An 8,438-nucleotide genomic window follows, 5' to 3' on the forward strand; every position below is an offset into this window, starting at 1 on the left:
TGGAGCCCGCTCGACGGCGGATTGCTCGGACGCAACGCGCTGAAGAAGCTGGAGGGCACACGCAGCGGCGGAAGCGCGGAGCGCATTGAGAAGCATCGCGCCAAGCTCGAGGCGTTTGCCGAACTGTGCAATGAGCTCGGCGAGCCGCAGGACAACGTCGCGCTTGCCTGGCTGCTGAGCAATCCGGCGGTGACGGCGCCGATCATCGGGCCGCGTACATTGGAGCAGTTCGAAAGCTCCCTCGGCGCGCTCGAAATCGAGCTGGATGAGGCCGTGCTGAAGCGGCTGGACGAAATCTTCCCGGGACCGGGCGGCGCCGCCCCTGAGGCGTATGCCTGGTAAGCGGGCATAACGGCTTACATCGCTGCTCCCGAAATGCAAAAGGCGGATCCCCTCTATATCCGGGGATCCGCCTTTTTTTATTGATGGATGAGTGCCGTATGTTATTTCTTGATCCAATGCATCATTTCGCGCAGCTGACCGCCGACAACTTCGATCGGATGGTTAGCTTCGTTACGACGCGTTGCATTCAGGAATGCACGGTTGGATTGGTTCTCAAGGATAAAGTCACGGGCGAATTTACCTGTTGGATGTCGGACAGCACTTCCTTCATCGCTTTCTTCGTTTCTTCCGTTACGATGCGAGGTCCAGTTACATAGTCACCGTACTCAGCCGTATTGGAGATGGAGTCACGCATGTTAGCCATGCCTCCTTCATAGATCAGGTCAACGATCAGCTTCATTTCGTGAAGGCACTCGAAGTAAGCCATTTCCGGAGCGTATCCAGCTTCAACCAGCGTTTCGAATCCGGCTTTGATCAGCGCAGTTACGCCGCCGCAAAGTACGGCTTGCTCACCGAACAAATCGGTTTCAGTTTCTTCGCGGAAGGAGGTTTCGATAACCCCTGCGCGGGTACAGCCGATACCTTTTGCATAGGCCAGTCCGATTTGCTTCGCATTGCCAGTAGCGTCCTGCTCGATGGCGATCAGGCCAGGAACCCCGAAGCCTTCGACATACGTACGGCGAACCATGTGACCTGGGGATTTTGGAGCAACCAGGAGCACGTCGGAATCTTTAGGAGCGACGATTTGTCCAAAATGAACGTTGAAGCCGTGGGAGAACATGAGCGCAGCGCCTTTTTTCAGGTTAGGCTCGATTTCGTTTTTGTACACGGATGCTTGAGTTTCGTCCGGCATCAGGATTTGTACTACGTCCGCTTGGCTTGTTGCTTCGGCAACGGACAGAACTTCGAAACCGTCGTTTTTGGCTTTATCGAAAGATTTACCTTCGCGAAGACCGATAACGACCTTGACACCGCTGTCACGCAGGTTTTGCGCCTGTGCGTGGCCTTGGCTTCCGTATCCGATAACGGCAACGGTTTTTCCTTTTAAAGCGCTGAGTTCTGCGTCTTGCTCGTAATAAGTTGTAACTGGCATGTGAATAAATCCTCCTTTGTTTTTAAAAAGAACCCTTCATAAAGAGCGGGTGTTTCAAAGGACCCTGCACCCGGTTTGTCCCGCTTTTGGGATACGATCCTCTCAAACCCCCGCTCTTTAGCGGGAATTTAATGAATATGTTGTTGTGTATGATTATGCATTTCCGCGAATCATGGCGGTGACTCCGGTGCGAGACAGCTCCCGGATTCCGTATGGCTTCAAGAGCTCGATCATGGCGTCGATCTTCGAGGAATCCCCGACAACCTGAACCATAATGCTGCCGCTTCCGATGTCGACGACCGAAGCGCGGAACGTTTCCACGACGCCGAGGATTTCCGGACGTTCCGCCGGCTCCGCGCTGACTTTGATCAGCGCCAGCTCCCGCGCTACCATTGGCTTGGAGCTAAGGTTGATCACCTTGATGACATCGATCAATTTGTACAGCTGCTTCTCGATTTGCTCCAGCGTCATGTCGTCACCGATCGTGACGATGACCATGCGGGAGAGCCCCGCTTCTTCCGACTGCCCGACCGTAATGCTCTCAATGTTGAAGCCGCGGCGTCCAAACAGTCCGGATACCCGCTGCAGCACGCCCGGCTGGTCATTCACTAGAACGGCAATGGTATGTCTCATGCTCATAATTATGCATCCCCCATCAACATTTGATCAATGGTCGAGCCTTGAGTTACCATCGGATACACGTTCTCACCCTTGCTGACCACAAATTCCACAACGACAGGTCCCGGTGTTTCGAGCGCTTCTTTCCAGGCCGTTCTGGCCTCTTCCTTGTTCGTCGCCCGAAGTCCCTTCACTCCGTAAGCCTCGGCCAGTTTGACGAAATCCGGGCTTCCTTCCAGGTCGATATGGCTGTAACGGTTATCGTAAATCAGTTCCTGCCACTGACGAACCATACCAAGCACTTGGTTGTTGATGATGACAACCTTCACCGGTATGTTGTTGATGGCACAGATGGCAAGCTCCTGAGAGCACATCTGCATGCCGCCGTCACCATTCACCGAAATGACGAGCCTTTCCGGATTGGCCATTTGGGCACCGATAGCGGAAGGAAGTCCAAATCCCATCGTTCCGAGGCCGCCTGAGGTCACCCAGGAGCGCGGCTGATTAAACTTATAGTACTGTGCAGCCCACATTTGATGCTGGCCTACGTCGGTCGTGACGATCGCTTCGCCCTTCGTCGTATCGTTCAGCAGCTCGATAACCCATTGCGGCTTGAGCTCTGTATCCGAATCAGCGTAGCGGAGCGGATGTTCCAGCTTCCACTGCTGAACCCGGGTTCTCCAGGCTTCAGCCTTGCCGGCCCGCTTCACATCGTTGTTCAGCATTTCCAGCACCGTCTTGCAGTCGCCTACGATCGGAATGTCCGTCGGCACGTTTTTGCCGATTTCCGCCGGATCGATGTCGATGTGCACGATTTTCGCTTTCGGGGCAAATCCGTTCAGTTTGCCTGTTACCCGGTCATCGAACCGCGCGCCGATGTTGATCAGCAGGTCCGACTCCTGAATCGCCATGTTGGAGGCGTAAGTTCCGTGCATCCCCGGCATGCCCGTCCAGAGCTCATGCCCGCTCGGGAATGCGCCCAGACCGAGAAGCGTGGTCGTGATCGGAATTTCGGTCCGCTTCACGAATTCGTACAGCGCTTCATGTCCGCCGGAGTAGATCACGCCGCCGCCGGCAATGATCATCGGCCGCTCGCTCTCTTCGATCGCTGCAACCAGCTTGTCGAGCTGAAGCTTGTTAGGCACCAGGCGCGGGTTGTATCCGCGAAGGTTAATGCTGTTTCCCGGTTCGAACAGCGTAAGTGCCGCCGATACGTCCTTCGGAATGTCGATCAGCACCGGGCCTTTGCGGCCGGTTGAAGCGATGTGGAAGGCTTCGTGAATAATTCTCGGTAGATCTTTGACATCTCTGACGAGATAGCTGTGCTTCGTAATCGGCATCGTGATGCCGGTAATGTCGGCCTCCTGAAAAGCATCCGTTCCGATCAGGCTCGTTGCGACGTTACCCGTGATAACAACCAGAGGGACGGAATCCATATAAGCGGTGGCAATTCCTGTGACCAGGTTGGTCCGCCCCCGGTCCCGATGTTGCTATACACACGCCGACTTTGCCGCTTGCCCGTGCGTAACCGTCTGCCGCATGGATCGCTCCCTGCTCGTGACGAGTCAGCACATGTTTGAAATCCTTAAATCCATACATCGCATCGTAAATGTAAAGCACTGCCCCGCCCGGATACCCGAAAACACACTCGACACCTTCCAGCAGAAGGCTGCGAAGCAGTATTTCCGAGCCGGAAATGACTTCCGGCTTCATCCATTTCTCACGTAATTGTTCTGTAGACCGCACTTCAGGAATTTGCGCGCTCATCAGTCATCCTCCTCTCAAGAATACGTTCATTTTTTTGTGATGGTAAACAAAAAAACCTTCCATCCCTCATCACACAATGCTCTTGTGTGAGGGACGAAAGGTTGTTCTTCCGTGGTACCACCCATATTTGCTCCGCACTTCACAGTGCACAGCCTCAGCAGGTATAGAAAATCAGGAACGGTGCCTCATCATCGATGGCTCATCCGTTTCCATACCTTGAGTCCGTAACGTGGACCTGACGATTCTCCCTAATAGGCTTTAGCGCTTTTCAGGAGAACAGCTCCGAGGTGAGCTCGTATAAAAGGGGTTTTGGCGGAGGTTGCAGCAGATCCTCTCACTCTCTGTTCAAAAGAGCCCTTTAAACTTCGTCCTCTTCATTGCCGATGACTGTATACTCGATAAAATGTTTAGACACATTATATGACCCATCGATTCTATAGTCAATACCCAGATTCGGATAAAAAAATACATGTCTGCTTTTGTCCTCCATTTTCCCGGGAACTTTCGGCACACCGCCCACCCCTATTTTCATATGATGACGTATGTCGCTCATGGATGAATTGGGCAGCAGAACGGAGGACAGACTCTATGATTAGATACCGCAGACCCAAGCAGGACGATGCTGTCATCATGCATTTAATCGAGACCCAGCTTGTCCCGCTGTCCCATATGACCAAAAGCCAATTGGAGCAGGTGCGAAAGGATCTTCCCGGGCGCATGAACCGCGGCGTGACCCTCATCGCTTCCCCCTACTACGAAGGGGATCCGGTAGGATTTGTCCACTTTATGCTTCACGGCGATCTGCTCTATATCGATATGTTAGCCGTCGCACCCGAATCACAGCGCAAAAGATGGGGCAACCTCTTGATGGCCCATGCGGAAAGATTTGCGTTGTCACGCGGGTGCAAACGGTCGAAAGTCATGGTTGATTCCGGGAATGCAAATGGGATGATATTCTACCAAAAGTTAGGATATTTCAATATCAAGTACCACGCCAAAAACCAGTGCCATGAATTGGAAAAGCGGCTTTCCTAGCATCGCGGTGGAAATATCCTACAACCCTTTTAACATGCGTGCCGATTATAACGGTTTACCAGAATCCACCGCCGTAAGGTTTCGGATATCCGGCCGGGCCGAAACCAGGGCCGTATCCAGGGCCGAAGCCGCCATAAGGAACTCCGCCGAATCCGCCATAAGGGCCGTAGGCGTAAGGGGCGGTTCCAATCGCCAGCAGATCAAACAAGACAAGCGGAATGATCGCTTTGGTGTGAACCTTTTTCCCTTTATTCCGCTGCAGAATCAGACGGTTGCCCGAGATGCGCAGCAATTTTCCGGTCACCAGGCTTCCGTCTTTTTTGGCAGCCACAATATGTTTACCAACAAACTTCTGGGCGTGTTTACGAGTCACAGACTGTTGCATATAATCCCTCCTCCAATAGTCTTCACATCAATCTATTCGAATGCCCCGCACGGCGCTTGTTCCATAGCCCGGTTCCCGGGAAGATAGGTGAAGCAGGCATCGCTGGCGCAAGCATTGGAAGCATGTACTCCTGTCGGGAGGAATCCGCTGCTGTATAACATGTCATGCCGCCCTGCCAAGCTCGCTGCTTAATCAAAAAAGCTGCACTCCAGTTGAATGGAATGCAGCCTTTTGCGGTTCGATCATTATCTTTTTCCCGGATCGTACGGTTCCCCCAGCGCAGCCGGCGCAGACGAGCGTCCCACGGCCGCCACCAGAACGATAACAGTCAGTACGTACGGGAGCATGTAAATAAATTCCTGCGGAATGTCATGCGCCCAATCGAAGAGCTGGAAGTAGTTCCCGATGGCCTGGGAGAAGCCGAAAAATACAGCTGCCCCGAACGCACCGAGCGGATTCCACTTCCCGAAAATCATCGCAGCGATCGCGATAAAACCTTGGCCTGAAATCGTATTATGCGAAAACGTGCTCGTCGTCGTGAGCGTAACCGTGGCTCCGCCGAGCGCAGCCAAAGCACCGCTGATCATGACCCCGATATACCGCATCCGGCGCACTTTGACGCCGACCGTATCGGCGGCGCTTGGATGCTCTCCGACCGCGCGCAGACGAAGGCCGAAGGAGGTTTTGTACAGGATATACGAAGCAACGATAACGACAATAATAGCCAGATATGTTGTCGGGTAATTGCTGAATATGCCTTCCCCGATAATCGGAATTTTGGAAAGGAAAGGAATCTTCCACTTTTGGAGACTCTCCATCAGCAGTGGAGTTTCTCCCGCACCTTCAAACATTAGCTTGACCATATACAGCGTGCTTCCTGTTGCCAGGAAGTTGATCACGACGCCGCTGATCACCTGATCCGCCTTAAAGGTGATCGAGGCGACAGCGTGAATTAGCGAAGCGACTAGCCCGATCACGATCGCAGCGAGCATGCCGATATAAGGGGAAGCCGCCCCCATGCCTGCATCCTCCGCGTAATAGGAAGCGACGCCGGCCGCAAACGCACCGAAGGTCATCAAGCCCTCAATCCCGATGTTCGTTACTCCGGAGCGTTCAGAGAAGATGCCGCCCATAGCAGCAAAGATAAGCGCTGTCGAAAAAACGAGCGTCGTATTCAGCAGCTGGCCAATTGTTGTGATCCAATCCATTTTACAACACCTTCTCTTTCTTGCGCTTCAGATAGAAGGGCTTCAGAACCCAGCGCACAATGCCTTGTGCAGCAATAAAGAATATGATGGATCCGATAACGATCCGGATGATTTCCGGCGGCACTTCCGCGCCAAAGCTCATGCCCGCGGAGCCGTAAGTCAGCGTACCGAACAAGGCGGCGGACAGCAGAATGCCGAACGGATGGTTCATGCCGATCAGCGCCACCGCGATTCCGTCAAAGCCGACGCCCGGAGACCCCGTGAAGATCGCCTGGTAATGGAACACGCCAAGCACCTGAAAGGCACCGCCCAATCCGGCAAAAATACCGCTGATGAACATGGCTTTCACGATATTGCTCTTCACGTTCATGCCCGCATATTTCGCGGCATCCCCGTTATGTCCTACGGCCCGCAGCTCATACCCCTGCTTGCTCTTCCACATGAACACATAGAAAAACACAGCTGCTAGAATCGCAATCGCGGTTCCCCAGTGCATACGCGCATCGCTGAACATGTCGGACAACCAGCCGATCGAAATCGACGCCGTATCCTGGATGTCCTCAGAGCGCTGTTGGCCCTTGAGAAGCAGGAAGTTTCTCACGATATAGTTACTCAAATAAAGGCCGGTCCAGTTCAGCATGATCGAAATAATAACTTCGTTTACGCCCCGTTTGGCCTTGAGATAGCCGGTAATGCCCGCCCAGATCCCTCCGGCCAATCCGCCGGCGATGATCGCTACGATGGCATGCAGAACGATCGGCAGCCCGGTCAGCTTGATCCCGACCGCTGTCGCGGCGGTCATGCCTACGATGTACTGCCCTTCCGCCCCGATGTTGAACAGGCCTGCCCGGAACGCAAAGGCGACAGCAAGACCGGTCATAATTAGCGGCGTAATTTCGCGGATCGTTTCCCCGAAATCGTACAGGTTTCCAAATACGGTGCTGAACAGGGAACTGTACGCCAGAATCGGATCGTACCCCCCGATCAGCATAATGATGGCCCCTACGATGAGTCCAAGCACAATCGATACGAGAGGCGTCAACAGGCTGTTAACGGTAAAAATTTTAAATAATTTATTCATTAGGCCTTACCTCCCGCAACCTTGCTGCCCGCCATCATCAGACCCAGCTCCTGGTCATTCGTGTCCTCCGGCCGCACTTCGCCGACGATCTGTCCTTCGTAAATAACCGCAATCCGGTCGGACACGTTAATGATCTCGTCCAGCTCGAAGGAGATCAGCAGCACGGCTTTCCCCTTGTCCCGCTGCGCAACAAGCTGCTTCTGCACAAACTCGATCGCACCGACGTCAAGTCCCCGTGTCGGCTGCGCTGCGATGAGCAGATCCGGATCTTTATCTATTTCCCGGGCTATAATCGCCTTCTGCTGATTACCGCCGGATAAAGCACGAGCCTTCGTCTCAATGCTCGGCGTTCTGACGTCAAATTGCTCGATCAGGCGTTTCGCCTGGTCGTCAATGGCGCTTTTGTTCAAGAAGCCGCCTTTGTTGTAAGGGGCTTTATAATACGTTTCCAGCACCATATTTTCACTCATGGAAAAATCAAGGACAAGACCGTGTTTATGACGGTCCTCCGGAATATGCGACACTCCGCTTTCCGATATGAATCGCGGCGGTTTGTTGGTAATATCCTTGCCGTTGATTTCGATCAGGCCGCTGTCAACCTTGCTCAGGCCCGTCAGCGCTTCGATCAGCTCGCTCTGCCCGTTCCCGTCAACGCCGGCAATGCCGAGAATTTCCCCTGCACGCACCTGAAGATCAAGCCCGTTCAGAACGGGAACCCCCTCTTTGTTTTTGGACACCAGATTTTTACATTAAGCACGGTTTGCTTCGGTACAGACGGCTGCTTGTCCACCTTAAAGGAGACGCTTCGGCCCACCATTTTCTCGGCAAGCTCGTTCGGATTCGTCAGGGACGTCTTCAAGGTGTCGATGACTTTCCCCGCCGGATAATCGTCACCGTGTCGGAAATTTG

At 53.6% G+C, this 8,438-nt stretch carries 6 protein-coding genes and 3 pseudogenes; 2 read left to right on the plus strand and 7 right to left on the minus strand.

Annotated features, from left to right (window positions below):
* A partial coding sequence (locus tag CPT76_RS40960; protein WP_258169037.1) for an aldo/keto reductase occupies window positions 1-342 on the plus strand: 342 nt, incomplete at its 5' end.
* Window positions 343-443: 101 nt separating this feature from the next.
* Here CPT76_RS40960 and ilvC read toward each other — a convergent pair.
* The 3 genes and pseudogenes from ilvC to ilvB form a co-directional block, all read right to left on the minus strand.
* Window positions 444-1,435: pseudogene (gene ilvC, locus CPT76_RS32640) on the minus strand (ketol-acid reductoisomerase).
* Window positions 1,436-1,588: 153 nt separating this feature from the next.
* Window positions 1,589-2,074: an acetolactate synthase small subunit gene (ilvN, locus tag CPT76_RS32645; protein WP_076173236.1), complete on the minus strand. Its 486-nt coding sequence runs from the start codon at window positions 2,072-2,074 to the stop codon at window positions 1,589-1,591.
* 2 nt (window positions 2,075-2,076) lie between these two features.
* Window positions 2,077-3,820, minus strand: a pseudogene (gene ilvB, locus CPT76_RS32650) (biosynthetic-type acetolactate synthase large subunit).
* A gap of 588 nt (window positions 3,821-4,408) precedes the next feature.
* Between ilvB and CPT76_RS32655 the strand changes: the two are divergent.
* A complete protein-coding gene (locus CPT76_RS32655) occupies window positions 4,409-4,855 on the plus strand; it encodes a GNAT family N-acetyltransferase (protein ID WP_105445852.1) in 447 nt (148 codons plus the stop codon).
* Window positions 4,856-4,910: 55 nt separating this feature from the next.
* Here CPT76_RS32655 and CPT76_RS32660 read toward each other — a convergent pair whose 3' ends face one another.
* The 4 genes and pseudogenes from CPT76_RS32660 to CPT76_RS32675 form a co-directional block, all read right to left on the minus strand.
* Window positions 4,911-5,240, minus strand: coding sequence for a hypothetical protein (locus CPT76_RS32660; RefSeq protein WP_105445853.1), 330 nt, complete (start codon window positions 5,238-5,240; stop codon window positions 4,911-4,913).
* Window positions 5,241-5,485: 245 nt separating this feature from the next.
* Complete coding sequence (locus CPT76_RS32665; RefSeq protein WP_094595544.1) at window positions 5,486-6,448, minus strand: ABC transporter permease; 963 nt, start codon at window positions 6,446-6,448, stop codon at window positions 5,486-5,488.
* A 1-nt stretch (window position 6,449) separates the two neighbouring features.
* Complete coding sequence (locus CPT76_RS32670) at window positions 6,450-7,529, minus strand: ABC transporter permease (protein ID WP_105445854.1); 1,080 nt, start codon at window positions 7,527-7,529, stop codon at window positions 6,450-6,452.
* Window positions 7,529-8,438: pseudogene (locus CPT76_RS32675) on the minus strand (ABC transporter ATP-binding protein); the annotation flags it as partial. The gene CPT76_RS32670 and the pseudogene CPT76_RS32675, both read right to left, overlap by 1 nt.

The sequence above is a fragment of the Paenibacillus sp. AR247 genome (genome assembly GCF_002968895.1).
GTDB classification, from domain to species: domain Bacteria; phylum Bacillota; class Bacilli; order Paenibacillales; family Paenibacillaceae; genus Paenibacillus_AQ; species Paenibacillus_AQ favisporus.

Coding starts and splice junctions, on each gene's coding strand:
- ilvN (WP_076173236.1), bottom strand. CDS start 2,074: ATGAGCATGAGACATACCATTGCCGTTCTAGTGAATGACCAGCCGGGC.
- CPT76_RS32655 (WP_105445852.1), top strand. CDS start 4,409: ATGATTAGATACCGCAGACCCAAGCAGGACGATGCTGTCATCATGCAT.
- CPT76_RS32660 (WP_105445853.1), bottom strand. CDS start 5,240: ATGCAACAGTCTGTGACTCGTAAACACGCCCAGAAGTTTGTTGGTAAA.
- CPT76_RS32665 (WP_094595544.1), bottom strand. CDS start 6,448: ATGGATTGGATCACAACAATTGGCCAGCTGCTGAATACGACGCTCGTT.
- CPT76_RS32670 (WP_105445854.1), bottom strand. CDS start 7,529: ATGAATAAATTATTTAAAATTTTTACCGTTAACAGCCTGTTGACGCCT.